General features: G+C 64.7%; 19 protein-coding genes. 9 read left to right on the top strand and 10 right to left on the bottom strand.

Features of this window, described 5'->3' with window-relative positions; genetic code table 11:
• Positions 1–6 precede the first annotated feature (6 nt).
• Together C5N93_RS05810 and C5N93_RS05805 are read right to left on the bottom strand one after the other, a co-directional pair.
• A complete protein-coding gene (locus C5N93_RS05810) occupies positions 7–1638 on the bottom strand; it encodes an AMP-binding protein (protein WP_242558600.1) in 1632 nt (543 codons plus the stop codon).
• Positions 1635–3017: an aldehyde dehydrogenase family protein gene (locus C5N93_RS05805; RefSeq protein ID WP_242558648.1), complete on the bottom strand. Its 1383-nt coding sequence runs from the start codon at positions 3015–3017 to the stop codon at positions 1635–1637. Before C5N93_RS05805 ends, C5N93_RS05810 begins: the two co-directional genes overlap by 4 nt.
• Positions 3018–3370: 353 nt before the next feature.
• Here C5N93_RS05805 and C5N93_RS05800 point away from each other — a divergent pair, with 353 nt between their 5' ends.
• Positions 3371–4135 carry an IclR family transcriptional regulator gene (locus tag C5N93_RS05800; RefSeq protein WP_069342174.1) on the top strand — a complete coding sequence of 255 codons (765 nt, stop codon included), beginning with the start codon at positions 3371–3373 and terminating at the stop codon, positions 4133–4135.
• Between the two features lie 60 nt (positions 4136–4195).
• Here the strand turns inward: C5N93_RS05800 and C5N93_RS05795 are convergent, their stop codons facing one another.
• The 6 genes from C5N93_RS05795 to C5N93_RS05770 are packed head-to-tail and all read right to left on the bottom strand — an operon-like array spanning position 4196 to position 11313.
• Positions 4196–5596, bottom strand: coding sequence for a four-carbon acid sugar kinase family protein (locus tag C5N93_RS05795; protein ID WP_242558599.1), 1401 nt, complete (start codon positions 5594–5596; stop codon positions 4196–4198).
• 13 nt (positions 5597–5609) lie between these two features.
• Complete coding sequence (locus C5N93_RS05790) at positions 5610–6899, bottom strand: ribulose-bisphosphate carboxylase large subunit family protein (protein ID WP_242558598.1); 1290 nt, start codon at positions 6897–6899, stop codon at positions 5610–5612.
• On the bottom strand, positions 6896–7450 hold the full coding sequence (locus C5N93_RS05785) for a VOC family protein (RefSeq protein WP_242558597.1): 555 nt from the start codon (positions 7448–7450) through the stop codon (positions 6896–6898). Before C5N93_RS05785 ends, C5N93_RS05790 begins: the two co-directional genes overlap by 4 nt.
• Before the next feature lie 13 nt (positions 7451–7463).
• The gene (locus tag C5N93_RS05780) at positions 7464–9392 is read right to left on the bottom strand and encodes a TRAP transporter large permease subunit (protein WP_242558596.1); all 1929 of its coding nucleotides are present in this window, start codon (positions 9390–9392) and stop codon (positions 7464–7466) included.
• A 1-nt stretch (position 9393) separates the two neighbouring features.
• Positions 9394–10437 (bottom strand): TRAP transporter substrate-binding protein, encoded by a 1044-nt coding sequence (locus C5N93_RS05775; RefSeq protein ID WP_242558595.1) that lies wholly within the window; start codon positions 10435–10437, stop codon positions 9394–9396.
• 60 nt (positions 10438–10497) lie between these two features.
• The gene (locus C5N93_RS05770; protein WP_242558594.1) at positions 10498–11313 is read right to left on the bottom strand and encodes a glucose 1-dehydrogenase; all 816 of its coding nucleotides are present in this window, start codon (positions 11311–11313) and stop codon (positions 10498–10500) included.
• Between the two features lie 228 nt (positions 11314–11541).
• Between C5N93_RS05770 and C5N93_RS05765 the strand changes: the two genes are divergently transcribed.
• From C5N93_RS05765 to C5N93_RS05740, 6 genes are all read left to right on the top strand, one after another.
• Positions 11542–12576, top strand: a complete 1035-nt coding sequence (locus C5N93_RS05765) for a LacI family DNA-binding transcriptional regulator (protein ID WP_242558593.1) — start codon at positions 11542–11544, stop codon at positions 12574–12576.
• 315 nt (positions 12577–12891) lie between these two features.
• Positions 12892–13686: a DUF3050 domain-containing protein gene (locus tag C5N93_RS05760; protein WP_240493517.1), complete on the top strand. Its 795-nt coding sequence runs from the start codon at positions 12892–12894 to the stop codon at positions 13684–13686.
• A gap of 150 nt (positions 13687–13836) precedes the next feature.
• Complete coding sequence (locus C5N93_RS05755) at positions 13837–14760, top strand: diiron oxygenase (protein ID WP_069342172.1); 924 nt, start codon at positions 13837–13839, stop codon at positions 14758–14760.
• A 10-nt stretch (positions 14761–14770) separates the two neighbouring features.
• On the top strand, positions 14771–18370 hold the full coding sequence (locus C5N93_RS05750) for an amino acid adenylation domain-containing protein (RefSeq protein ID WP_242558592.1): 3600 nt from the start codon (positions 14771–14773) through the stop codon (positions 18368–18370).
• A gap of 68 nt (positions 18371–18438) precedes the next feature.
• Positions 18439–18930, top strand: a complete 492-nt coding sequence (locus tag C5N93_RS05745; protein WP_150722651.1) for an SRPBCC family protein — start codon at positions 18439–18441, stop codon at positions 18928–18930.
• 149 nt (positions 18931–19079) lie between these two features.
• Positions 19080–20306: a PLP-dependent aminotransferase family protein gene (locus C5N93_RS05740; RefSeq protein WP_242558591.1), complete on the top strand. Its 1227-nt coding sequence runs from the start codon at positions 19080–19082 to the stop codon at positions 20304–20306.
• A 71-nt stretch (positions 20307–20377) separates the two neighbouring features.
• Here the strand turns inward: C5N93_RS05740 and C5N93_RS05735 are convergent, their stop codons facing one another.
• Positions 20378–21292: a LysR family transcriptional regulator gene (locus tag C5N93_RS05735; RefSeq protein WP_150722653.1), complete on the bottom strand. Its 915-nt coding sequence runs from the start codon at positions 21290–21292 to the stop codon at positions 20378–20380.
• Between C5N93_RS05735 and C5N93_RS05730 the strand changes: the two genes are divergently transcribed.
• A complete protein-coding gene (locus C5N93_RS05730; RefSeq protein WP_242558590.1) occupies positions 21278–22591 on the top strand; it encodes a sigma 54-interacting transcriptional regulator in 1314 nt (437 codons plus the stop codon). The two genes, C5N93_RS05735 and C5N93_RS05730, sit on opposite strands and share 15 nt — an antisense overlap.
• An 86-nt stretch (positions 22592–22677) precedes the next feature.
• Here C5N93_RS05730 and C5N93_RS05725 read toward each other — a convergent pair whose 3' ends face one another.
• Positions 22678–23676, bottom strand: a complete 999-nt coding sequence (locus C5N93_RS05725) for an aldo/keto reductase (RefSeq protein WP_242558589.1) — start codon at positions 23674–23676, stop codon at positions 22678–22680.
• A 451-nt stretch (positions 23677–24127) separates the two neighbouring features.
• Here C5N93_RS05725 and C5N93_RS05720 point away from each other — a divergent pair, with 451 nt between their 5' ends.
• Positions 24128–24946 (top strand): 4'-phosphopantetheinyl transferase superfamily protein, encoded by an 819-nt coding sequence (locus C5N93_RS05720; protein WP_242558588.1) that lies wholly within the window; start codon positions 24128–24130, stop codon positions 24944–24946.
• Positions 24947–24997 lie beyond the last annotated feature (51 nt).

Below are 24997 nucleotides of genomic sequence, written 5' to 3'. Positions count from 1 at the left end.
CGTGAATCACGAGGGTTGCAGCAGTTTCAGCCGTTGCACCTTGCCCGACGGGCCACGGGGCAACTCGGTTACGAAACGAAACTCCTTGGGGGTCTTGTAGCGGCCGAGCGTTTGCAGACAGTGCTCGCGAAGTGCCTGCACATCGGGTGGCGTATGGCCGTCGGCATGCGCCGCCTCTCTGAGCACGACGAACGCCACGATCTCCTGCCCGTAGGCGGGGTCGGGCACGCCGACGGCTGCCGCTTCGAGCACGTCGGGGTGACGCAGCAACGCTTCGTCGATCTCGCGCGGGGCGATGTTCTCGCCGCCTTTGATGATCAGCTCCTTGGCGCGTCCGGTGATGTAGAAGTAGCCATCGTCGTCGCGATAGCCCAGGTCGCCGGTACGCAGCCAGCCGTCGGCCGTGAACGCGCCGGCGGTCTCCTCCGGCCGCTTGTAATACCCGCGCATGACCTGTGCGCCACGTAGCACCAGCTCTCCGGTCTCGCCCGGCTCCGCTTGCGATCCGTCGCGCCGGACGACTTTCGCTTCCCCACCCGATGGCAATCCGATGCTGCCGATGCGTCTTGCCTTGGCGTCGAACGGGTTGCTGAAGACCGGCGCGGCCGTCTCGGTCATGCCCATCGTCTCGATGATGCCGATGCCGAACCGCGCCTCGAACGCACGATGGTGATCGGCAGGCAATGCCGCCGATGCGCTGCGGCAGAATCGCAGTCCAGCCAGCGCAGCGCGCTCCGGCACGTCGCCGTCGTGCACGCCGTCGAGCAAATACGCCACGATGGTCGGCACGACGTTGATCCACGTACAGCGTGTGGCCATGACGTCGCGCCAGAAGGTGCGTGCGGAGAAGCGGGGTGCCATCACCACGGAACCCCCGTGAAACAACGGCGTGAGCAGCGTCACCACGAGACCGTTGATGTGATAAAGCGGCAGCGACGCCAGCACGCGATCGTCCTGCGTCAGCCGATGCTCCGCACTGATGAAGGCCGCGTTGGCGAGCAGATTCCGATGCGAAAGCAGCACGCCCTTCGGCACCCCGGTTGTCCCCGATGTGTACATGAGCAACGCAATGTCGCTACCGGCCAACGAGGGTGCGGCGCGGCTCACATCCAACGCCGGGATGTCTGGCAAGCCAGACGCCTCCGGTGACGTGCACACCAGCGCCACAGGCCGCGTCATGCCCTGCGCTCGTGCGGCCTCCATCGCCAGCACCACCGCCGGGAGCATCGCGTCGGAGACGAAGATCACACGCGTCTCCGAGTGCTCGATGATGTATTGCAGTTGCGTCGGCTGACACAGCAGATTGACGGGATTGACGATCAGACCGCAGTACATCGCGGCGAGGATGATGCGCGCCGTCTGCGGCCCGTTGCCCATGCAGACGGAAACGATGTCGCCTTCGCGCAGCCCGGCGTCGGCAAAGCGACGCGCGAGCGCACGACAATCGTCGCGCAAGGCTTCGAACGTCAGTGACGCGCCCGCCCCTTCTCCCTCGGTCAAGGCGAGCAGGTACGGTCGTTGGCCATAATCAGACGCCTGTGTATCGATCAGTTCGCGCAACGTGTCGGCAGGCGTGGCGACCGGCTCGCGCGCCGTAACGACGGCGGCGGTCGCTACCGGATTCGTGGGCGCGTTCATCGTCCGAATCTCCCGAAGTAGTCGGCGAGCAGATCGTCGGCGTCGGGGACTTCGGCGGCGATGGGGTAAGCCACGCGCGTGACGTTGAGATACTGGCGAAAGCCGAGGTTCTCGGTGAAGTTGTTCTTCCCCCAGGTGCCGCATCCCATCGAGAGCGAGAACGGCAGACCGTTGTCGAAATTGCCGCCGGTGGCAAAGCAATGCGCCTGATTCACGATCACGCGCGCGACCGGGAGCGTTTCGCCCAGATGCACCGCCTGCGCCGGGTCCGCACCGTGCAATCCGACCGAATGCCCCGCACCCATGTAGTCGTAGAGGCGTGCGACGAGCGACGTCGCGTCGTCGAAGTCCTTCGCGCGATAGACGGTCAGTACCGGCGAGAGCTTTTCGCCGGAGAACGGATGATCCGCACCGGTCCCCGTCTCTTCGACCATCAGAAAGGCGGGACGCTGCGCGGCCACGTCGTGGAGCCCGGCGAGCTCTGCGATGCGCTGCGCCGACTGCGCCGTGCACTGGCCCGAGAGCTTGCCATCCACCCACATGACCTGCGCCAGTGCGTGCTTCTGGCTGGCGTCGAGCAACACGCCGCCCGCGCGACGCAGCGCATCGAGCATGGCGTCGTAGATACCGTCTTCGATCACCACGCTGTTCTCCGACGAGCAACTGGTCGCGTTGTCGAAGGTTTTCGAGCGGGCGATCTTGTCGGCGGCATCGGTCAGATCAGCGCTCGACGTGACGACCGACGCCACGTTCCCCGCCCCGACGCCGAACGCCGGCGTACCACTGGTGTAAGCCATACGAACGTTCGCCTGCGATCCGGTCGCGACGATCAGATCCGCCTGACGCATGAGCGATGCCGTCGCCGCCTTGCTGATCGGCTCGGGCAGCATCTGCACGAGATCCCGCGACAGACCTGCCCGCTCGAACTCGGCGTGAATGAACCGCAGCAGCAACGCGCAGGCGCTGTAGCCCTTGGGCGATGGCGCCACGATCACCGCATTGCCGCACTTGAGCGCGTTGACGATCTTGTTCGCCGGCGTGGCCGCCGGGTTGGTCGATGGCGTAATCGCGGCCACGACGCCTACTGGCCGGGCAATCTCCACGATGCCCTTGCGGGTGTCCTCGGCAATGACACCGTGCGTCTTGCGTCCGTGCAGATCGCGCAGCAGGCCGAGTGTCTTGCGGAAATTCTTCTGGATCTTGTCGTCGACGTTGCCGAGCCCGGTGTCGCGCACGGCCAGCTCCGCCAGTTGCCGGTTGCGCGACGGCGCCATGATGGCCCACGCCGCCGCGCTGGCCGCCGTATCGAGCGCGGATTGCCCGCCCGCCGCGAAATCGCGCTGCGCCAGTCTGGCCCGCGCGATCAGGTGCCCGACCATCGCATCGACGTCGGGTGCGCCAGTGTGCGTGTCCGAGGGGAACGACCGAGGGTTCTGTGACGCAACGACCGCGCCGGGAGCCCGTGAATTCATGAGACGCCTCCTGTGGTTTTTCGATCGGGTTCGTGTGACCAATCTAGTCAACCGCGGTGGCGATACCGGTCTCAAATTCCCGGTCAACCCGGACACCGTCGGAGGGTGTACAGGGTCGCTCGAAATTCGGGACCGATGAAGTCCGCAAAAGCGATGAAACCGATGCACAATCAGGCTCAGCACCGCACGCAACGACGAGATTGCCAAGCGGGCAAGGCATCAAAGAGACAAGGGGACGAAGCCAGACCTCAGGAGGCGACATGACGGCATCGAATCAATCGAACGCAGCCGCAGTGCGGGCGTTTCGCGTGCTCGAAACCCTGGCAGACGCAGGCAGTCCACTGTCGATGATGGATCTCGTGAATGCACTCGGTCTGCCGAAGCAGACGGTGCATCGCATCCTGACCCAGCTCAAGGATGCCTGGCTCATCACCCGAAGCGACAACGACCGGCGCTACGAATGCTCGCCACGCGTGCGGGCGCTCGCCGTGAACGTGCTGATGCAGACCGGGCCGGCCGCCGCGCGTCACGGCCTGCTGCAACAACTCGTCGCGAGCATCGGCGAGACGTGCAATCTCACGATGCTCTCCGGCAACGATGTGATTTACGTGGATCGTGTGGAGACGGAGTGGCCGCTGCGCATGCATTTGCAACCGGGGTCGCATGTCCCGCTGCATTGCTCGGCGAGCGGTAAATTGCTACTGAGTTTCTTGCCGAAGGAACGGCGCGAACATCTGATCGACACGCTGCCGCTGCGCCGTTTCTCCGATCAGACCTTTACCGATCGCGACGCGTTACGCACGGAATTGCAGCACACACGCCGTCGCAAGATGGGCATCAACAATCAGGAACACTTGCAGGGATTGATCGCGATTGCCGTGCCGGTGCTGCTCAACCGCAATCGCGCGTGCGCCGCCATCGCCGTGCAGGCGCCCATCGGCAGGCTGACGCTCGACGATCTGCTCGCCTTCGAGCCGGAGCTTCGCTTCGCCGCCGAAGAGACGGCGAGAACGTTCCGTAATTGAGCCGCGATGGGGTTATCGATGGGTGTCAGTGCATGTTGACGAGCGTGAAAGGGCGCGTCGTCAGTTGCCGTGCACCAGCCGCTCGAACAGATCTTCATCGCCCATCTGACCGCCCTTGAGCAGGATCTCCATCCCGTCGAGCGTGGCGCAGTCGCTGCGCAGGCGGCAAAGCGGCGCACCCGCCGAGAGGGTGCCGGCATAGGTCAGCCCCCACGCGTCCAGTCCGCGCACCCCGTGGCTCGATGTGTCGCCTCCGGCAATCGCCGCCCGCGAGACAGGCGCCGCTTGCAGCACTTTCCGGAGCAGACGTCCGCCCGCCTGCGCCAGTGCCAGCGCGGACACGGACGCACCATCGCCCTCACGCCCGGCCGACGGCACCGTACACGCCAGCGTATGCCGCCCCGCCCGCAGATGTTGCGTCAGTTCGTCGGCCACGGAGGCCAGATAGCGTCCATCGCCCTGCACCAGACGCGCCGCGTCGAGACGGACGATTTCGAACGATCTGGCCGCACTCACCTGCCTTGCCGTCACCGGAGACAAGCTCCCAGCGAGCACCAGCACCGGTCCGCTTGCGGCGGCGACACGTTCCGTTCGCGCCGCTCCCGCCGTTTCCGGCGTCTGCGGCGTGGCGCCTCGCGTCATGGCGCTCGACAACGCCTGCGTCACGCTGCTAGGCCCCACGGCCAGCAACGGCGCTTGCTGCGCCTGTGCCCAAAGCACGGAGCCGATCTCGGCGAGATCCGATGTCGCCGCGACATCCCAAAGCACGTTGACGACACCCGACGCACGCAACGATTCAAGGCGCGAGGTGATCTGCGCGATCCGCGCCACGGCGTCTGCCTCCGTGGCTCCCGCCGAGGGCACATAGCCGGTCCACGGCATCAGCCCGATGTCCGACACCCCTTGCGCAGCGAGATGCCGCCGCAAATCGGCTTCGTGCATCGGCGTCACGGGATGAAAGCTCATCGTCGGATGCCGGTCGAGACGAAACACCTCGCCCCCCGCGCCCGCTGCGGCGAACAGATTGCCGAACAGACAGTACCGCCCGAGGTTCGGTTGCCCCCCGACGATGGCCGTCCACTGACTGGGCATCGCGGGGGCGAGCGCGCGCATCGCTTCGCCGATGCTGCCCACGTCCGGCCCGCTGTCGAAGGTCGAGCAGGTCTTATAGTGCAGCACGGCCGGTTTCAGGCGACGCGCCAGATCCGCAATCGGTCCGAGTTCGTCGCGCATGGCGGCGGGTGCCAGCGAGCGCGATACCCCGGCAATGCCCAGACAGTCGAGCGCGCCCAGCGATGCCAGACGCGCTTCATCCGGCGGCCCGAATAGCAGCACGCTTCGCAAACCCGCGCGCGCGGCCGTCGCCAGCGCATCGGTCGCGCCGGTGAAATCGTCTCCGTAGTAGAGCAGTTGCGGGCGATGCCTCGCGTCGGCCGTGGCTTCAATCGTGTCGATGGACATGACGGCGCTCCGCTCAACGACCGAAGCGCTGCAACGCCGCCGCCAGTGCCGGTGAGTGCAAGGCGGCCGCTTCGAGCGACTCGCCCTCGCGCACCGCCTGCCATGCGTCGCGCAGGCTCTGTACACCGGCGGCAGGGCCGTCCGGGTGAGCGAGGATGCCGCCGCCCGCCATGAAAAGCAGATCGTCGCGACGCACCGCACGCCAGGTCGCAGGCACCGTGCCGGCCCATTGTCCCGAGGAGAACGCCGGCATGACGCGATCGTCAATGTCGCCGTTGCCGGGGGCATCGAAGGCCAGCGGCGTATAGCAGTCGTGCGCCGATTCGACGACCTCGTCATCCGGCTGCGAAAACTTGCCCTGCAAGCCGTGCACATGCATATGGTCGACACCGGTCAGACGCCACAGCGCCTGATACGCCTGAAAGCCGATGCCGAGCAATGGCGCCCGCGACATCGCGCCGAAACCGTTGCGATGCCCGTGGATCGCCATCCCCGTGTGACGACGTAGCGTCTGCACCGCCGAGAATCCGCACCAGTTCAGGCTGACCATCACGCAATTGCCGCCTTCGCGTCGCACGAGATCGGCGTGACGCAGCATCGCCTCCGTCTCGTCAGTGATGTTGAACGCCACCATCACCTGCTTGCCGGTGCGCTCCCGATGCGCGCGCACGGCCGCCATGACCGCCGGCACCCGCAGCGCCAGTGGTGCATGTACCGGGTTGGCGCACACCTCGTCGTCTTTGATGAAGTCAACGCCTGCGGCACACAGGCGCGCCACCAGCGCTGCGGTGTCGTGCGCGCTCATGCCGACGTTCGGTTTGAGAATCGTGCCGACCAGCGCCCCGCGCGCCACGCCCGTCGCTTCGCGCGTGCCGGCAATGCCGCAGCGCGGAAACTCGAACTGCTCGCGATAAGCCGAGGGCAAGGCGATGCGTTCGAGCCGCATGCCGGTGACTTCGCCCAGATCGTAAAGATTGCCGGCCACCGTGGCGGCGAGCGTCGGCAGGTTGGCGCCGATGTTGTCGCAAGGAAAGGCGATGCGCACGCGCGCCCGATGCCAGGGACCGGTGACACCGGGTCCGCCCTTGCGCTCGAGAAACGCATTGGGCAGCGACGGACGCTCGACGTCGCCCACGAAATCGACGGCCTGCACGACGGCGCGGGCGCGCTCACGCAAGGCATCGGTCTCGCCTTCGACACGCGTGAACGTGCCGCACGACTGTTCGCCGGCCATGACTTCAGCCACCTTTCGCGGATCGAGCGGCGTTTCGATCAGATACGTGGCGTTGAGCGTTGCCGTCATAGCGTCGTCAGATCCGGAAAGGGACGAACGGGATCCGTGCCGTCCCACGCGGCGGCGGCCTCGCGAATCATCGCGAAAAGACGCCCCTTCGGACCGGCGACTTCCGACAGTTCGATAGTGGTGCCCGGGTGACAGCCGGGTTCGGCACTGCGATCTTCGAAGTAGACGAAGCGGCCGTTCTCGCCCACTTCGCCGCCCATGCAAACCTTGAAGCCCGCCGCCTGCGCACGCGCCAGATCGGCATCGAAGTCCTGCGTCCAGTACGCCACGTGTTGCGCCCCCGAGCGCCCCGCCTGGAGAAAATCCCGATACATCGACGGCACGTCGTTGCGAATCTGGAGCAGCTCGATCTGCAAGCCGCCCGCGTTGGCCAGCGCCACCGAGTTATGCGGCTCGAAGGACTCGCCGCGATAGGTGTAGTTGCGAATCGGCACCTTGGGGTTGTAGTACCACGGCCCCACGCCCAGCACGTTCGACCAGTAGGTCATGGCCGCTTCGATGTCGGGCACGATATATGCCACCTGGCGGATTTCGCCAAAGAATCTGCTCATGGATCGTGTTGTATCAGTGAAGAAAACCTGTGGAGATCCACGGAATGGCGGCCACGCAGATCAGCCCGACGATCAGCGCCACCAGATAGCCCCAGATCGCGCGCATGCCTTTGGCCGGGTCGACCTTGCCGATGGCGCACGCCGCGTAATACCCCACGCCGAAGGGTGGCGCGAACAGGCCCAGCCCCATCGAGAGCACCACGATCATCGCGTAATGCACCTCGTGCACACCGACCGCGCGCGCAATCGGAAACATCAAGGGTCCGAACAGCACGATGGCCGGAATGCCTTCGAGCACGCTGCCCAGCACGATGAACGCGATCACCGAGACGAAGATGAATCCCGCGCTACCGCCCGGCATGCGCTCCATGGCCGCGGCCAGATCCTGCGCGAAGCCCGACTGCGTCAGTCCCCACGCCATGCCCGTGGCCGCGCCGATGATGAAGATGATCGCGCCCGAGAGTGCCGCCGTCTCGATCAGCATCGGCAACAAGCGGCGCGTATCGAACTGGCGGTAGATCAACAGCCCCGCGATCACCGAGTAAGCAATGCCGATGGTCGAGACTTCCGTCGCCGTGGCAATCCCCTCGACCACCGCCGCCCGAATCACGAACGGCAACGCAAGCGCAGGCAAGGCGTAGACGAATGCACGCAGCACTTCGCCCTTCTTCGCCTTCTTCACGCCGGAGAGGTCTTCGTGACGGTAGCGCCACCATACGACGCAGCACAGCGCGATCCCCAACACGACACCCGGCAACAGCCCGCCGGTGAAGAGCGCCGCAATCGAGACACCGGTCACCGAGCCGATGGTGATCAGCACGATCGACGGCGGAATCGTCTCCGTCTGCGCCCCCGTGGTCGAGAGCAGTGCCACGAGATCGCCCGGATCCGCGCCACGCTTCTTCATCTCGGGAAACAGCACCGGGGCAATCGCCGCCATATCGGCGGCCTTCGAGCCGGAAATGCCCGACACCAGATACATCCCGCCGATCAGCACGTAGCTCAGCCCGCCGCGCACATGCCCCAGCAAGCTCGCCAGGCATTGCACCATCGCGCGCGCCATGCCCGTCATCTCGATCAGCAGGCCGAGGAAGACGAACAATGGCACCGCCAGCAGGATCAGATGCGACATGCCCTCGTCCATGCGCCCCACGAGCACGACCAGCGGCGTGGTCGTCGTCAGGGCGAGAAAGCCGAATGTGGCGAGCGCGAACGAAAACGCAATCGGCACGCCCGCGAAGACACAGGCCCCGACCACGCCAGCGAAGAAGATCACCAGATTCCAGCGCCCGAGCGGTTCGAGCACGGGACCGAGCAGCCAGAACCCGAGACAGACCGCCGCGACTACCGCCACGGCCTGCACGGCCTTGACGAGCGGCGCCGTGCGCAACAGCCGCAACACGGCCACCAGCAGCATCAAGGCGACGCCTACCGGCAGCGCTGCCGCGCGCCACGCGTTGCTGATTTCCAGCGCGGGCGTGACCACGAACGCTTCCTCTGACGCGTACTCGTATGCGGGATGCACGATCAGCATCAGGAACGCCAGTGCAGCGGCAATCGCCAGCACGTCGAGGAATGCGCGGGTCTCGGGCTTCGCTTTGCCGACGAACGCCGTCATGCGCATGTGTTCACCGCGTCGCAACGCGACCACGGCGCCGAGCATCGACATCCACAGAAACAGGATGCCGGCCAGTTCGTCGCCCCAGACCAGCGGCGCGTGAAACGCATACCGGGCGATCACACCGGCGAGCATGACCACGATGTCGGCGAGCACAAGCAGCGCCGCCGGAATCTCGGTCAGCCACCCGATGGCACGGTCGAGTCCGCCGACGAACGCGTGCCAGCCGCGTTGCGGCGGCACGTCGCGCAGGGTTGTGTCCCTGACGTCCCCGGCGCCCCCGGCAGGCATGCCGTTCGGGGAGTGCGCATGACGGGGCGTCATGTCACGCTACCTTGCCGGCCGTGGCTTCGAGCAACGCCCACGCCTGTGCGCCGAACTTCTTCTGCCACTCGGCGTAGTAGCCGGACTTTTGCAACTGCGCGCGGAACGTCTCCGGCGATGCCGCATTGAACGCCAGCCCCTTGGACGCCAGCTCGCTTTGCAGACCCGTGTTGAGCTTGTAGACGTCTTCGCGCTGCTTGATCGCCGCTTCGTTGAAGGCGCGTGCAACGATGGTCTTGAGGTCGTCGGGCAGCGCGCGCCACGAGCGGCCGTTGACCACGAGGTGATAACCGTCCCAGCTGTGATTCGTGATGGCGCAGTACTTCTGCACCTCATAGAGCTTGGCCGTCTGCACGATGGCCAGCGGATTCTCCTGCGCATCGACCACACGCGTTTGCAGGGCGGAGTAGACCTCGCTGAACTGAAGGCTCGTCGGCGACGCTTGCAGCGACTTGAACAGCGAGATGCCCATCGGGCTGACCGGCACGCGAATCTTCATGCCCGAGAGATCGGCAGCTTTCGCGATGGGCTTGTTGCCGCTCGTGATCTGGCGGAAGCCGTTGTCCCACATCTTCTCGAACGTGTAGAGCCCGGTCTTCGCAAAGGCCTCGCGAATACTGTTGCCCAATTGCCCGTCGACGGCGTGCCACACCTGGTCGTAGCTGGAAAACGCAAAGCCCACCGCCGTGATCGCGCTGATCGGCGCGAGCGTGGCGATCACCATCGTGCCGGCATTGAAGATGTCGATGCCGCCGTTACGCACCTGCGCGAGCATGTCGGTATCGCCGCCAAGCTGGTTGTTCGGAAAGACGCGCAGTTCCATCCGGCCCTGACTTTCCGAAGCGATGCGCGCGGCGACTTCCTGCGCGCGTACGTTCAGCGGATGACTGACCGGCAGGTTGTTGCCGTACTTGAACACGTATTGCGGCGCAGCGGCGCGCGCCATGCCCGGCAGCGCACCGGTCATGCCGGCAACACCCAGAGCGGGCAAGGCGGACAGCGCGCGCAGCACGCTGCGGCGGCTCTGAGAAGTGGAACGGGTCATCTGCTTGTCTCCTGATATTGTGGTTTTCAGCGCGAGCGCCGGCGCAGCGGCCGGACGACGTCAGGCGCAACGCGCGTGCATGCCGCCGTCGACGAGCAGTTCTACACCATTGATGTAGCGCGCTTCGTCCGACGCCAGAAACACAGCCGCATTCGCAACGTCCCAGCCATCCCCCATGCGACCGGTCGGGGACAGACGGTTACGCGCATCCACCATCTCGTGCGCGCTTTGGTAAAACCCGGAAATCTGCTGATAGATGTGCGGCGTGTCCATCACGCCAGGCAAAATGCAGTTCGCACGAATGCCGCGCCCCGCATATTGCAGCGCCACGCTCTGCGTGAACGAATTCACCGCGCCCTTCGACGCCGCGTAGGCGCAGTAGGCATAGCCCGTCCAGCGAACCCCGCCGAGCGCGCCGATATTGATGATCACCCCGCTGCCCTGCGCCTCCATGACCGGCAGCACCGCCTTGCACGTGAGAAACATGCTCTTGACGTTGACCGTCATCACCCGGTCCCACACGGCTTCGGTCGTCTCGACCGGCCCGCCTTGCGAAGTGATGCCGACGTTGTTGTGCAGGATGTCGATGCGCCCGTAAGTCTCCATTGCAGCGGCCACGACACGCTCGACGTCGGCCAGCGCGGTAACGTCGGCGGCAATCGCGATGGCGTCGTTGCCTTCGCTCACGATCACCTCACGCGTGGCGTCGGCAGCGGACTGCTGAAGATCGACGGCGACGACCTTCGCGCCATGCCGGGCGTATGCCACAGCAGCGGCCTTGCCGTTGCCCCATCCGTCGCCGATCGATCCCGCACCGAACACCAGCGCCACCCGGCCCTCCAGCCTGCGCGGCACCGGCTCACCTGCTCCCGCCATGACGATGTCTCCTGTTGCTGTTTGTTGTCGTGCCTGCGCTCGCACGACAGTCCTCATTCCATCGACTGTCATCACGTTCGGGCACATCGGTTGAGGTCGTACGATAGGGCGCAATACCGCGATCGCTCAACCCGATTTCATGATGTGTTTTGATGTGATTTGATGAAGTATGCTGTGATCCACAATGCCGGGACGATCCCGCACAGCAACACATCGGAGGCGCATGAGATGAGACGCAACATGCCGAATCTGGCCGACATCGCGCGGCTGGCGGGGGTATCCACGGCCACGGTCGACCGCGTGCTGCATCGCCGCGAAGGCGTACGCCAGACGACGGTTCAGCGCGTGCTGCAAGCCGCCGGCGAATTGAAGTACCTGCCGGAGCCGGCGCTCGAAGCGGTGCGTTCGACGCCTGCGACGCAAGTGCTGTTCGTCCTGCCCGGGCGCAGCAGCAAGTTCCTGCGCATGCTCGGCGAATGGGTGCAATGCTCGCAGACACAATGGGCGCCGTATCACGTGAACTGTCGCGTGCAGTTCATCCAGGGGTTCGACCCCGATGCGCTGTCGACGGCGTTGCTGCGACGCGGGCGCGAGTGCAACGGCGTGGCCTTCATGCCGCTGGAGCACCCGAAAGTCCGCGAAGCCGTGGACACGCTGGCCGATGCGGGCGTGGCGGCCGTCACGCTCGTGTCCGATCTGTCGCATTCGCGCCGCATCGCCTATGTCGGGCTGGACAACGGTTCGGCGGGACGCACGGCGGCGTATCTGATCGCCCGGTTCGTCGGTACGGACAAGCCCGCCAAGGTCGCGCTCATCGCCGGGTCTCTCAGCTACAAGGCGCACGTGGAGCGCGAAGCCGGCTTCCTGCAACTGTTCGCCGAACAGTATCCGCACATGCAGGTCGTGGGATTGCGCGAAGGTTACGACGACGAAGCGGTCAACTACCGGCAAACGCGCGCGCTGCTCGAACAGCATCCCGACCTCGCAGCGATCTACAACATCGGCGGCGGGTCAGAGGGCGTCGGGCAAGCGCTCAAGTCGCTGGGCAAGCAGCACAAGGTCGTCTTCATCGGACACGGCCTCACGCCCGACACACGCGCCTTGCTCATCGACGGGTCGATGGACGCCGTCATCACCCAGAGCCCGCAGAGCGCGATCATGAACTGCGTGCGCATCTTCGCCAACTTGCGCGAGAAGCGCGACTTGTCGGCGGGCATCGAGGCGAATCGCAGTCAGGTCATCTTCCGGGAAAACCTGCCCTGAGCGGCAGCATTTTCCACCCGCCGCGCTGCGTTGCAGCATCCTTCCTGACGTCCCGGTGATTCCGTTCGGACTGCCTCCGACCTGATGCTCCACGCCCGTTTCGCCACCGCGACACCCGCGTGCACACCTGTCCATTAGTTGTACAGGTGTCATCCCCTCGCGCGCACCGCGATCGTTCGAAAATCCCTTCCAATCATCGAGATACTAACGTTTCGAGACACTGGCACCGAACTTGCTGATCCCTGTGGGCGACGACGTGAAAGTCGCGCCGCATTCCCCCTCGCACAGGTTGATTTCAATTTCGTTATCACAAGGATGCCTATCGTGGACAAGATCGAACATCTCGAACGTCAGATCAAGGAACATCACGCGACGCTTGCACATCACCCGGTATTTCACTCCATCGAATCGATGCAAGGGTTGCAGACGTTCATGGAATGGCACGTTTTCGCCGTCTGGGACTTCATGTCGCTGGTCAAGCGCCTTCAGGCCGACCTCACGACCATCACGCTGCCGTGGATCGCACCGCGCAACATTCACGCCGCGCGCCTGATCAACGAGATCGTGCTCGGCGAGGAATGCGACGAGACGCCGCAAGGGCCGATGAGCCACTTCGATCTGTACCTTGCCGCGATGCGCGATGTGGGTGCCGATACGCGTCAGATCGAAAAGCTCATCGACCTGCTGGTCGCCGGTCATAGCGTGAGCGCTGCACTTGCCGCCGTCGAAGCCCCCGCCCCCGTGCTTCGATTCGTCAATTCGACGTTCGCCACCTGCTACGAAGGCAAGACCCATCAGGTGCTCGGCAACTTCTTCTATGGCCGCGAGAACGTGATTCCCGACATGTTCCGCACGCTGCTCGACGGCTGGCAGATCGACCCGAAGAGCGTGCCGCTGCTGACCTTCTATCTCGAACGTCACATCGAAGTGGACTCCGGCGAACACGGCCCGGCCGCGCGCGCCATGATCGTCGAGTCCGCGCATAACGACGAACGTCTGCTCGTCGAAGCGCTGGAAGCCGGGCTGCGTGCCATCGACGAACGCCTGCGTCTGTGGGACGGGCTGCACGAGCACATCGTCGCGACGCAAAAGGAAGCCGTCGCTGCCTGAGTTTCGAAGGCTGCAAAAGGTTCGACGGGTGGCCACGTTCCGGTGTCTGCGCGCACAGCGCACGCCGGTCCCGCCCCCGTCTTCCCGAGCGCATGCCGGGAACTGCCAGTCGAATGCCCTCTGCCGTCCCCCATCTTCCGAGGCAACGCCATGTCATTGCAGAGTTACGTCAGCCACGCTGACCAATGGGAACAACGCGCCACGATCCGTTCGCGCCCGCGCCGCATCGTCGAAGACGACGATCTGAGCTACTACCCGGTCGAGCGCCAGCCGCTGTACGCACATCCCGCCGTGATCGACGCCGGTCGCGAGGTGCAGGACTACATCCTGCTGCAAAGCTTCTACAAGTACATCAACGACGTCATCATCTTCGAGACGGAAATCGTCAACCGCACGGCGCTCGCCATCGCCAAGTCGCGCTTCCCGTTCGAGTTTCCGTTCGCCTGCCGCAGCGATGCCATGTCGGTGGTCATCGACGAGAACTACCACGCGTACGTCGCCATGGATTACCTCGACCAGGTCGAGCGCAGCACCGGCATCGGCCCGATCGAGCAGAACAAGGAAATCGAACTCTCGCGTGCGATTCCCCGCGCCATGGAATACGTGCCGCCGCAATATGCCGCCGGCATGGAGCTGCTCGGTGTCGCCATCTCCGAGAACACCGTGACGGCCGAGGTCGCCGCCTTCTCGCGCGACACCACGCTCAAGCGCTCGGTCAAGGGCGTGATGGCCGACCACCTCGCCGATGAAGGCCGCCACTCGGTCTTCTGGATCAATCTGGTGAAGCTGTACTGGTCGGAGATCGACGAGACGGCACGCGTCGAACTCGGCAAGGGACTGCCGTTCTTCCTGCGCGAATACCTCACCAACGAGCTTCAACTTGAATTCGACCGGCGTCTGATCGACACGCTCGATCTGCCTGCCGCCACGCGCGAGCAGATCGCGAACGACATGGTCGGGGCATATCCGATCACGAATCAGCATCCGATGATCGTCAATATCCGCAAGTTCTTGAAGATGGCGGGCCTGCTCGAGCATGAGCCCACGCGCGCAGCCATCGCGCAATACCTGTGAGGAACGAGTCATGAGAGCGATTTCCTTCGCCATTGCGGGCAACAACCGCCTCGGGGCGCGCCTGTTCGCCGCCCTTCACGACATGGGGCACGACGTGACCCCGTTGAGCCACACGGGCGGCCCGCTCACGGAGATGGCCGAGCAACTGGGGGCGTTCGTCCCCACGCCGGGCACCGCGCCGCTCGCCGTCGAGTGGCGCATCGACTGTGGCGACATCACCCCGGAAATCGCCTGCACCGCGCGGCAGGTGCTCACGTTCCGCGCCTACGCGCCTGCCTTCCCGCCCTCACGCGCATCGCTCACTTGGCAATGGCCCGGGGCGAAAGGCGACATCGATGTCGCCACGGCCGAATGTGACTTCGGCAGTCCGCGTTGCGGCGCCGACCTCGTCGCGCAAATCGATGCCGAAGCCGAAGCCATGCTCGTGGATATCGTCAGCCAGCTCGGCCGCGACATCCTGACGCCCGAAGCGCTCGCCTCACGCGCCGTCGCCGAAGTGCCGCCGGGCAGCATTGCCCTCGATCTGCACCGTCTGACGGGCTGGCATGCGAGCAACGAAACGGCACGCACGATCTCGCTGGAGCCTTCGCTGCCGGAAATGGTCTCGCGCCGCGCACTGGCGGCCCCCACCGCCATCGCACTGCGCGACGAACACGGCGATGTCGATTACCGGACCTTCGTCGCGGCGTCGATGAAGCTCGCGATCGATCTCGCCGCGCTCCTGCCGAAAGCCACACCGGACGACGGCTCGCCGCATGTCGTCGCCGTACGCCTGCCCAAATCGCGACTGCTGTACACGGCGATTCTCGGCGCGATCGGCGCGGGTGCGGCCTATGCGCCGCTCGACCCGTCGTTCCCGCCCGAGCGCGTGCGCCAGATCCTCGAACAGAGCCGCGCCGCCTGCCTCATCACCGACGACGATTTCGACACGAGCATCCTCGACGGCCTGGACATCAAGGTCATCCGGCTGCGCTCGCTCAACGTCGCGAACGTGGCCATCGGCGTGACGGCATGGCCGGTAGAGCGTTTCGAGGACCGCGCCAGTCGCTGCGCCATCACGATCTTCACGTCGGGATCGACGGGCACGCCCAAGGGCGTGATGCTCACGCACCGGAACATCGTTCACTTCTGCCATTGGTATCGCGACTACATCGGCCTCGACGCCAGTTCGCGCGCGTTGCAGTTCTGCACGGTCGCGTTCGACGTCTCGCTGCTCGACATCTTCCCGACGTTCCTGGCGGGCGCGACACTGGTGATTCCGACGGAGGCGCAACGCCACGCGCTCGACGACCTCAGCACGCTCATCGAACGCGAAGCCGTCACGCACGCCTTCCTGCCTCCCGCCTTGCTCGGGGTCATGCCCGACGCGCAGTGGCCCGCGCTGCGTCACCTGCTCACCGGCGGCGACGTGTGCTTCCCCGACACGATCGCCCGCTGGAGTCAGGGACGCGAATTCCACAACATCTTCGGCCCGGCAGAGTGCACCGTGCTCGTCACCATCGCGCGCCTCAAGGCCGGTGACAGCAACCGCCTGATCGGTCGTCCCATCGCGAATGTTCGCTGCTACGTGCTCACGGAGACGGGACAACCCGCGCTGTCCGGCGAGCCGGGCGAACTGTGCGTGGCCGGTGCCGGCGTGGCCGACGGGTATCTGCACCGTCCGGATCTGAGCGAGCGCAGCTTCGTGCCGAACCCCTTCGCCGACCCGACCGGAACCTGGCCGTCAGCGCGCGACGAGAAGCTCTATCGCACGGGCGACATCGTGCAATGGGACGATGACGGCTTGCTGCACTTCGTCGGACGCCGCGACGCGCAAGTCAAGATTCGCGGCTTCCGCGTCGAACTCGGTGAGATCGAATCCGCCGCGCTGGCCACCGGTCTCTTCGGCCAATGCGCCTGCGTGGTCGACGACCGCAAGCGCATCCGGGGCTTCGTCGCCCGCACGCTGACGGCCGGCGCCACGGGCGACGCGCTGCGCGACCTGCTCGTGGCGCGTCTGCCGGACTACATGGTGCCGTTCGAGATCGTCGTACTCGACGCACTGCCCGCGACCAACAACGGCAAGATCGACCGCAGTGCGCTCGCTCGTCTGTCCGTGCAGCGTGCCCTGCCGACCGACGCCGAAGCGCAGGAACCGCTCACCGAGACCGAGACGAATCTGCGTGCGCTGTGGGCGCGCCTGCTCGATCTCGAACCGTTCGAGATCGGCCGCGACGACTCCTTCTTCAACCTCGGCGGCCACTCGTTGCTCGTCTCGCGGCTGATGCTCGCCGTCAAGAAGGAGTTCGGCGGCAACGCACCGCTGGCGCGCTTCATGGAGCGACCGACCATCGGCGCGCTCGCTTCGCTGCTCGCGAACGACGATGTGAACAAGGGCGAACGGATTCCGCAGCGGGTCTTCGACGACATGGCGCTGCCCGACGACATCCGTCCGGTCGACGGTCTTCGTCCGGTGGCAGATCGCGCACGTGCGGTGCTGCTGACCGGCGCGAACGGCTTCCTCGGCACGTTCATCGCCGCCGAGCTGATCGCACAGACCTCGGCCACCGTGCATTGCATGGTGCGTGCCGCGAGCCAGAAGGAAGGTGAGGCACGGCTGGCACAGGCGTTCCAGGCCAACGGACTGGCCTCGCTCGCCGGGCATCCCCGACTGAAGGTCGTTCTCGGTGACCTGACCCAGCCCCGGCTCGGTCTGTCGCCGGAAACCTGGCGCACGCTCGCCCACGACATCGACGCGATCTATCACAACGGCGCGCACGTCAACCACGTCTACGACTATCCGTATCTGTACGACGCGAACGTCGGCGCGACGCTCGAACTGCTGCGCCTCGCCTGTGAGTTCCGCAACAAGTCGATGCACTTCGTCTCGACGCTGTCCGCCGCGAGCGCCGTGGATGCCAACGGTCACGTGCTGGAGCAGGGACCCGCGCGCAACGCCCCGGCTTTCGTGAACAACGGCTACAACGTGACGAAGTGGGTGGCGGAGCATCTGGTCTGGGAAGCGGCCGAGCGCGGCATCGATGCGACGATCCTGCGCCCCGGAAACATCACGGGTGTCGCGGGCACGGGGCTGTGCCAGCCGACGCGCAACCGTATCCTGCTGCTCGTCAAAGGTTCGCTGCAACTGGGCGCCGCGCCCGCCGGCGACACCGACTTCGACTTCACGCCGGTGGACTTCCTCGCGCGCGCCATGGTGCGTTGCACGACCGATCCACAGCGCGAACTGCGCGTGTTCCATCTCCAGAACCCGCAACCGCTGACGTGGGAGGACTATCTCGGCGCGCTCGCGCAGTGCGGCTACTCGCTCGCACTGGAGGAGCCTGCCGACTGGCGTAACCGGCTGACATCCATCGACGAGAGCAACGCGCTGTTCGACGTGGTCGCGTTCTATCTCGACGACAGTCAGGAAGACATCGGCGACATGGCGCGCATTGCCCATCGGGAGACTGCGCAAGCACTGCAACGTCTGGGCATCGCGTATCCGCGCAAGGATGACGCGCTGCTCGCCCATCACTTCCGCTATCTCATCGACAGCGGATTCCTGCCCGAGCCGGGCGGCAGCGGTACCCGGCGCACCGAACGCGAGACGGAGACTGCATCTGTCGCCTGATCGCCCGGCCAATCGTCATACCCACTGATATTCGCGCAGTCCCTTTTTTCTCTATCGAGGAGTTCATCATGCTGCAAAAAGTCCGCACCGAACTGCAACCCGATACGCTGATCCACAACCTGACGACGACGGTTCACGCCGGTGTTGCGGACCTCGATGCCTCTGCGCGCGACGTCTGGAACATCGTGGGCCGCTTCGACGGCTACAACCGTTTCGTCACCGGGCTGGAATACATCCAGATGACCGGCACCGCGACGGGCCCGCGCTCGCTGCGTCACAAGCACTTCACCGGCGGCGATCTGGTCGTGGAGCAACTCAACACGCGTGACGACGACGCCATGACAATGAGCTGGACGCTGATCTACACGACGTTCGACATCGGCAACATGTGGGCGTCGATGGAAGTCGTGCCGCGCGGCGACAAAGCCTGTACGGCGACCTATCGCATCGTGGGCGAAGCGCGTTCGGGCAACCCGAAGGATCAACCGGCGTTCGACGCCTTCGCCGTCGGCTTCCTCAAGATGGCGATGGACAACCTGCGCAAGATGTTCAACGAGTGATCGTTCGGCGGTGCCGGCGCGGGTGCCGACGTTGACCTTCCTCGTCGACCTCCCTCGCTGGCATCGCGCATTCGTCTCATGCTTCCCGCCCCCGCACGTCGCACCGTGGGGGCGATCCCTCCTCATTTCGCTTCGTCACGGACCGCCTCATGGACAGACATCTCCCGCCCGCCGGCCGCTGGCAACTCGCGGCGCGCACGCAACGCATGCAGCCGTCGGCGCTGCGTGAACTCCTCAAGGTCGCCGAGCGGCCCGACATCATCTCGTTCGCGGGCGGTCTGCCCTCGCCCTATGCGCTGCCGGTCGAACGCCTTCAGGCGTCGGTCGAGCGCATTCTGCAACGTGACGCGGTCGGTGCACTGCAATACGGACCCTCCGAGGGCTACCTGCCGTTGCGAGAGGCGATTGCCGCACGGCTCACGCGCCAGGGCGCCGCTGTCAGTCCTTCGCAGGTTCTCGTGACGACCGGCTCGCAACAGGCCCTCGATCTCGTCGCACGCGTGCTCGTCGATCCGGGCTCGCGCGTGTTGATCGAGACGCCGACGTACCTCGGCGCCGTGCAGGCACTTGCACAGTACGAGCCCGTCTTCGAAGAGGTGCCTGCGGACGCCGCAGGGCTGCTTCCCGAGCGTATGGACGAAGCGTCGATGCGCAACGCGCGACTGCTCTACACCCAGCCGAATTTCCAGAATCCGACGGGGCGCACCCTCGCGCTCGATCGGCGAATCGCGCTGGTGTCGAAAGCCGCACGCAACGGCTTGCTGCTCGTCGAAGACGACCCATACGGTGAGCTTGTCTATAGCGGCGTCACGCCACCGTCGCTGCTTTCGATGGCGCCAGACAGCGTCGTGCATCTCGGCTCGTTCTCCAAAGTCATCGCGCCCGGCTTACGTGTGGGTTATGTCGTCGCGCCCGAAGAATTGATGGTCAAGCTGCTTCAAGCCAAGCAGGCGAGCGATCTGCATACGACGGGCATCACGCAACGGCTCGCGCATGCCCTGCTGACCGATGGCGAATACGACACCCATCTCGACGCCATTCGCCTGCGCTACCGCGCGCAATGTGCTCTCATGCTCAAATGCCTCGCGGAGCAGATGCCCGAGGGCGTGTCCTGGACACGTCCCACGGGCGGCATGTTCCTCTGGGTGACGTTGCCGGCCGGTATCGACAGCGCGAGTCTGTTCGACGATGCGCTCGCACGCGGCGTCGCGTTCATTCCGGGCGCGTCGTTCCACGCCGTCGCGCCGAAGGCCAACACGATGCGCCTCACGTTCACGACCGCGACGCCTTCGCAGATCGAGACAGGCATCGCACGTCTCGCACAGGCCATCAAGGCGCGACTTCGCACGACAGAAGCCTGTCTCACCGTCTCCTGAATCACTGTCTCCTGAAGCCCTCCGGACGCCGTCGTCGCCGCTACGCCTGCAATCTCCGTGACGACGGTGTCTCACGCACACGCCTGAAGCGTGGCGTCGGACGGCTCGAACAATCCGAGGTTTTGCGCCGTCTGCACGAAGCGTGGCACGCAGGGATTGCTGCTCTTCTCGTTCCACACGAGCGCCACGTCGATGTGCGGCGCGTGCAGCAACGGCACGAACTGCACGTTCTCCGCGCGCGTGCTGCGCATCGAGCTGTGCACGAGCGCCACGCCAAGCCGCTGTCCGACGAGATTCACGATCGTTTGCTGGAAGTTGGTCTCGAGCCGCACGCGTGGTGAAAACCCCGCCTGACGGCAATGCTCGGTAATCGTGTTGTGGATGAAGGGCGACGCCTCGCGCGGCGAGATGATGAAAGCGTCATCGCGCAACTCGCCGATGGAGATCGCCGTGCGGGCCGCAAGCCGATGACCGGCGGGTAGCGCCGCCACCAGCGGCTCGCGAAAGATGGTTTCCGTGCACAGTTCGTCGGTCGCATCGGAGGAATACATGATGCCGACGTCCACTTTCCCGCAGCGCAACTGATCGGCCAGTTCGGTCGGAATCGTTTCCTTGAGTTTGACTTCGATACGCGGAAATGCCGCGGCAAACGCGCGCGTGAGCACCGGCAACACACTGCACGCGACGGCAAACATGAAGCCGGCACAGAGCATGCCGGAATCGCCGACCTCGGCAGCACGCGCGTGCGAGCGTGCCTGGTCGAGCGTGGCGAGCACCGAGCGGGCATCGCGGTAGAAACGCTGTCCTGCCGCGGTGAGCGCGACGCTGCGCTGTGTGCGTTGAAACAGTACAACGCCCAACTCCTCTTCGAGCATCGCGATCTGACGCGATAACGGCGGTTGCGAGATATGCAGCAGGTTCGCTGCGCGCCCGAAGTGAAGTGTTTCAGCCAGTACTACGAAATAGCGAAGTTGCCTCAGTTCCATGGAGCCTTCTCCCCCTGTAAAGAACATCGGTTTCTATTCATAGCGAACCGGTATCAGTCATCGCATCATATGGTATTGGAGACCTCTCGAAAATCGAACTATCCTTGGTTTTGCTTTATGGAGCACCCCCACGGCAGTCGCCACGATGCGATATTGCGCCGCCAAACGCAGCGCTCGCCAATTCCTATAAAGTCAATGAGAGACGCTATGTACGCCCACGATCCGCTGGCCCGTTCAAACGCAAACTTTCAGTCTTCGTCCAGGCCATCGCTCGATCGGCTCTGCGGTAACGACTCCTCAATGCTGGCGACCCTTGCCCGTGCCCGACTGCTCATCGATCGCCAGCTTCCCATCCTGATTCTCGGAGAAACCGGTACCGGCAAGGAATACCTCTCACGGGCGCTGCATGACTACAGCGCCCGCCGTCGCGCCAGCATGGTGTCGGTCAATTGCGGCTCGATCCCGGAAAACCTCATCGAAAGCGAACTGTTTGGCTATCAACGCGGCGCATTCTCCGGCGCGCTCAATACCGGCATGAAAGGCAAGGTCGTGCAGGCCGATGGCGGCACGCTGTTTCTCGACGAAATCGGCGACATGCCATTCGCACAACAGACGCGTTTGCTGCGCGTGCTTTCCGAACGGGAGGTCACGCCTATTGGCTCCGCCACGCCCGTGCCCGTCGATCTTCAACTCATTTGTGCGACGCACCAGAACCTGGAATCGCGGGTTCAGGCGGGCGCGTTTCGCGAGGACCTTTACTATCGGGTCGCCGTCGGCATCGTGCATCTCCCCCCTCTACGACTACGGCAAGACCGCGCCTGGTTGCTCGATACGATGATCGCCGCGGAGTCGCGCGGCAACGCCGGCTTTGCATCGCTCGACAACGAAACCCGTGAGCTGCTGCTCTCCTACTCCTGGCCGGGCAACCTGCGTCAAATGCGTGCTGCGGTTCAGTACGCGTGTGCCGTCAAAAGCGACGACACGATCCGGGTGCACGATCTGCCGGCGAATCTCGTGCAAAGCGCGACATCTGCGGCCACTCGCGCAGCGGCGCCGGTCACCTCGCTGCCCAGCCCGCCCGGCAATATTCGGATTGCCCCGATCGCAACGCTTTCGGCCATTGCCAACGGCGAGCGTGAAATCATCATTCGCGTGCTGTCGTCGCGGCGCTGGAACATCTCGGCCGCCTCCCGCGAACTCGGCATCTGCCGCACGTCGCTCTATCGCAAACTTCGCGAACTTCACATTCCTCACGTGCGCGACATGGGCAGCGACGTCTTGCTCGGCTCGGAACGCTAAGCCCGTCGACGGGCGGCGATGTGTGCCGCCCGTCTTCCTTACCGCTGTCTTACTACCCTGCTGCGTCTTTCCTGACTTCCTCTGCCTTATGCCGGGTCGGCCAGCAGCGCCATCATGGCCGTCGCTTTGTAACGAGATCCGGTCGTCGCTCCTGCACCGAAGTGCGCGTCGAGCGTTCGCGTCATGGCGGGGTCGAGGTGCAGACTCGCCGCTCCCAGGTTTTCCTCAAGACGACTCACACGACGGGTGCCGGGAATCGGCACGATGTCGTCGCTGCGCGAGAGCAGCCACGCGAGCGCCAGTTGTGCCGGTGTTGCGCCGACCTGTGTCGCATAGCCTGCGAGCGTCTTTGCCAGCTTCACATTCGCGTCGAAGTTCTCGCCCTGCAAACGCGGGTCGGACGTACGGCGGGAATCCCCTTCAGGGAAGTCCTCTGCGCGGCGTGCCGTGCCCGTAAGAAAGCCGCGCCCGAGCGGTGCGAAGGGCACAAGCCCGACACCCAGCTCACGCAGGCACGGCAGGATCGATGCTTCCAGATCGCGATGCCAGAGCGAGTATTCGCTTTGCAGCGCGCTGACCGGATGCACGGCGTGCGCGCGACGAATCGTTCGTTCACCCGCTTCCGACAATCCGAAGTAGCGCACCTTGCCTGCCTTGACGAGTTCGCCGACCGTGCCCGCCACGTCTTCGATCGGCACATTGGGATCGACGCGATGCTGATAGAGCAAATCGATGTAATCGGTACCCAGTCGTGAGAGGCTGGCATCGACGACCTCGCGAATGTGCTCGGGACGACTATCGGCGCCCGTCACCGCACCATTCTCGAAGCGGAATCCGAACTTGGTCGCAATGATCGCCTTGTCGCGACGCCCCTTGAGCACACGTCCGAGCAGGCGTTCGTTATCGAACGGTCCGTACACCTCCGCGGTGTCGAAGAAGTTGCATCCCATTTCCAATGCCCGTTCCAATACGCGAACCGACTCGGTATCGTCTGAGGGGCCATAGGCATAGCTCATACCCATGCAACCGAGTCCAATGGCGGGGACTTCCAGTCCCTGATTCCCAAGCCGGCGTGTTGGCAGCATCGCAAAACTCCTGTGGTGTGGTCGTGGGTCCGGCGTCGCAAGGATGACAGGCAAGCGACACCGGTACGTCGTCATCACCATGCAAGTTTCGAACCATTCCGGTGTTCGCCAGCCTGATATTTCCCTCAAGCCTGAATCGCAATGCGTACCACCCTCTCACAACCCGCATGCCTGCACGCGCTCAATGCTTCGGACGAGGATTTATCGTGTGCGGGATGTCGTGAGCATCGTGCGCCGCGAGACGGTTTTTCTCCCGTCGAAATGACCGTACAGCTGTCCGGCACTGCGACACCTGTCGCACGTTGCGACAGGTGTCCGTGCGCGTGAGCGCGCGTCGAACACTTGGCAGGCGTTACGAACGCAGCCGCGCGAGGCAGCCGGTTCACGGTGGCATTCAAATTGCTTGGAGTCCGTCATTTGTCCTCGCCGCCGAAGCGGCGCACGACACACGATGACAAACGACAATACGGCCACGCAAACCCATGACAAGCCGAGCGGGTCAGAGGGGATCAACACACGCCATGCGTTCAGCACGCTCGCTGGACTCACCGGGCTGGCGCTATACGGGACGTCAGCCAGTGTGCTGGCTCGCTTCAGGGGATGGACGGCACATTTGACGCCGGACGAGCGCAAGCGCGCCGATGCCTTTTCCCGACCGGCCGATCGGGATGATTATGTGGCGGCACACATCCTTGCGCGCGTGGCGGCAGCGCGCGTCACGGGTAGTCCCGACACGCCGGGGGCGGCCGCGCGCACCTATATCCTCGTACAGCGCTGCGAACAATGCGGCGGTGCGCACGGACGCCCTCGCCTGCCCGCCCATCCCGGCTTGCATGTCAGCCTGAGCCACACCCGGGGTGCGGTCGCGGCAGCATGCGCCATCGCGCCGGTCGGCATCGACATCGAACACTGGGACGAAGCGTTATCGCTCGACATTGATCTGCCGGGCGTGAACGCGCGCGAGCGCAGTCGACTCGGCGCGTTTGCAAGCGTGGCATTTACGCATCACGCGCCGTCGCCGCGTGCGCTGGCGTGGCTGCGTCTGTGGACGCGCAAGGAAAGTCTCGTCAAGGTCGGCGGCACCACACTGGAAAGCATGAGCGCCATCGACCTCTCAGGGCTGCCGATGAGCGAAACGCCGCTGCGCGTGTGGCAACGCCGTGTCACCCACGACATCTGGACCATGACGGACTGGCTCGATCCGATGCTACGGATTACCGGCACAGTGTCGGGCGCAGGCAATGTCAGCGTCGAGCGGATCGATGGATGAGCGACGCAGGCCGGGCGCCTGACGTCGCACGGAAAAGCAAAACGCCCATGC

Origin of the sequence: Pandoraea sp. LA3, assembly GCF_022696215.1 — a bacterium.
Classification (GTDB): domain Bacteria; phylum Pseudomonadota; class Gammaproteobacteria; order Burkholderiales; family Burkholderiaceae; genus Pandoraea; species Pandoraea capi.
Note: the sequence above shows the minus strand (reverse complement) of the source record. Positions and strands in the feature narration are given on the sequence as shown.

Excerpts from the sequence above, each read along its gene's own strand:
- C5N93_RS05775 (WP_242558595.1), bottom strand. The coding sequence starts at position 10,437 with ATGACCCGTTCCACTTCTCAGAGCCGCCGCAGCGTGCTGCGCGCGCTG.
- C5N93_RS05800 (WP_069342174.1), top strand. The coding sequence starts at position 3,371 with ATGACGGCATCGAATCAATCGAACGCAGCCGCAGTGCGGGCGTTTCGC.
- C5N93_RS05780 (WP_242558596.1), bottom strand. The coding sequence starts at position 9,392 with ATGACGCCCCGTCATGCGCACTCCCCGAACGGCATGCCTGCCGGGGGC.
- C5N93_RS05785 (WP_242558597.1), bottom strand. The coding sequence starts at position 7,450 with ATGAGCAGATTCTTTGGCGAAATCCGCCAGGTGGCATATATCGTGCCC.
- C5N93_RS05750 (WP_242558592.1), top strand. The coding sequence starts at position 14,771 with ATGAGAGCGATTTCCTTCGCCATTGCGGGCAACAACCGCCTCGGGGCG.
- C5N93_RS05810 (WP_242558600.1), bottom strand. The coding sequence starts at position 1,638 with ATGAACGCGCCCACGAATCCGGTAGCGACCGCCGCCGTCGTTACGGCG.
- C5N93_RS05770 (WP_242558594.1), bottom strand. The coding sequence starts at position 11,313 with ATGGCGGGAGCAGGTGAGCCGGTGCCGCGCAGGCTGGAGGGCCGGGTG.
- C5N93_RS05755 (WP_069342172.1), top strand. The coding sequence starts at position 13,837 with ATGTCATTGCAGAGTTACGTCAGCCACGCTGACCAATGGGAACAACGC.
- C5N93_RS05745 (WP_150722651.1), top strand. The coding sequence starts at position 18,439 with ATGCTGCAAAAAGTCCGCACCGAACTGCAACCCGATACGCTGATCCAC.
- C5N93_RS05790 (WP_242558598.1), bottom strand. The coding sequence starts at position 6,899 with ATGACGGCAACGCTCAACGCCACGTATCTGATCGAAACGCCGCTCGAT.
- C5N93_RS05720 (WP_242558588.1), top strand. The coding sequence starts at position 24,128 with ATGACAAACGACAATACGGCCACGCAAACCCATGACAAGCCGAGCGGG.
- C5N93_RS05760 (WP_240493517.1), top strand. The coding sequence starts at position 12,892 with ATGCCTATCGTGGACAAGATCGAACATCTCGAACGTCAGATCAAGGAA.
- C5N93_RS05765 (WP_242558593.1), top strand. The coding sequence starts at position 11,542 with ATGAGACGCAACATGCCGAATCTGGCCGACATCGCGCGGCTGGCGGGG.
- C5N93_RS05740 (WP_242558591.1), top strand. The coding sequence starts at position 19,080 with ATGGACAGACATCTCCCGCCCGCCGGCCGCTGGCAACTCGCGGCGCGC.
- C5N93_RS05805 (WP_242558648.1), bottom strand. The coding sequence starts at position 3,017 with ATGGTCGGGCACCTGATCGCGCGGGCCAGACTGGCGCAGCGCGATTTC.
- C5N93_RS05725 (WP_242558589.1), bottom strand. The coding sequence starts at position 23,676 with ATGCTGCCAACACGCCGGCTTGGGAATCAGGGACTGGAAGTCCCCGCC.
- C5N93_RS05795 (WP_242558599.1), bottom strand. The coding sequence starts at position 5,596 with ATGTCCATCGACACGATTGAAGCCACGGCCGACGCGAGGCATCGCCCG.
- C5N93_RS05735 (WP_150722653.1), bottom strand. The coding sequence starts at position 21,292 with ATGGAACTGAGGCAACTTCGCTATTTCGTAGTACTGGCTGAAACACTT.